Annotated in this window: 2 protein-coding genes; both read left to right on the forward strand. The window is 38.1% G+C overall.

All coding sequences use genetic code 11. The annotated features are described in order from the left end of the window. Nucleotides 1-486 (forward strand): non-homologous end-joining DNA ligase LigD (gene ligD / locus RTP52_RS04705; RefSeq protein WP_331660913.1); only part of this gene is annotated, 486 nt, incomplete at its 5' end. Between the two features lie 198 nt (nt 487-684). Continuing rightward, entirely contained in the window at nt 685-1,137 is a 453-nt protein-coding gene (locus RTP52_RS04710; protein WP_312369524.1) for a MarR family transcriptional regulator, read from the forward strand. The last annotated feature ends 148 nt before the right edge of the window (nt 1,138-1,285 follow it).

Below are 1,285 nucleotides of genomic sequence, written 5' to 3' on the forward strand. Positions count from 1 at the left end.
ATGGTATTTGATTTGGATCCGGATGAAGGAATGGATCTTAGCCAGGTGCGCCAGGGAGTACTGGATGTCAGAAGTATTCTTAACGAACTTTCGTTGAATTCGTATCTTAAGACTAGTGGTGGCAAAGGTTATCATGTGGTTGTCCCTTTAAAACCGGTTGTGACCTGGAATGTGTTTTACGATTTTGCAAAGCGGGTTGCCGAAGTTATGGAGCAGAAGTGGCCTGACCGCTATACAAGTAATGTGAGAAAGGCTAAGCGTACAGATAAGATATTTATCGACTGGATTCGAAATGGTAGAGGTGCTACAAGTGTTGCTCCATATTCCATTAGAGCTAGGAAAGGTGCAAGCGTTTCCATGCCTATCGCATGGGAAGAACTTGACACAATCGCTCCCGACGGCATCACTATGGCGGATGCGCTTTTGAGGATAAATGGCAAAGACCCTTGGAAAGATTTTTTCCAGAATGATCAGATGCTGAAATAACAGACCATTTTAGAGATTAATATGATAGCTTTGACGTGCGGACATTCGAATTATATATAGAAAAATCCAAAGGCATCGGAATGAAAAAATTCTGGTGCCTTTGCTTGAATTAAAACTAATATTTTTTGTTTCCTTGACAACAATATTCAAACATGATAACATAATATTGTTTACAAGGAAACAATAAGGAGATATAAAATGGAACGAGAAATACTTAAGCAGTTTACGCAGCTTTATAACAATCAAGACATACTTAGTAATCTTATTAATAGTGGTTTAAATTCTCAATATAGTAATTCAGAATTACATTGTATTGAAGCTATTGGAAAGCTTGAACACCCAAATGGAGTGCAACTCGCTACGCTTCTTTCTATGACTCGAGGTGCAGTTACAAAGTTAGCTAGGCGCTTGCTACATGATGGTCTTGTGGAACGTTACGCTCTTCCTGACAATAAAAAAGAAATTTACTATCGATTGACCTCTATAGGAGAGGTTCTGTATAAGGAACACGAGGTTGCTCATACAAAATGGGAAGAACGAGATATCGCCTTTTTATATTCTGTTCCAATACAGGAACAACAAGTAGTACTTAACTTTCTACAACAATTTAATAACTATCTGCAATTAAAAATACAGGAGGAATCATTATGAAATATGACTTAACAACACAAGTGGATATGGATTTAATGGAGCAATGGCTCTCTACACAAGAAAACCGCCATGTAGCCACAGGACATGTGGGTACGCATTTGGATACCTATGAAAAAAGTATTATCCCACTAGATTGCATTACATGCCC

This window comes from Lachnoclostridium sp., assembly GCF_031997925.1.
Lineage (GTDB): Bacteria > Bacillota > Clostridia > Lachnospirales > Lachnospiraceae > Lachnoclostridium.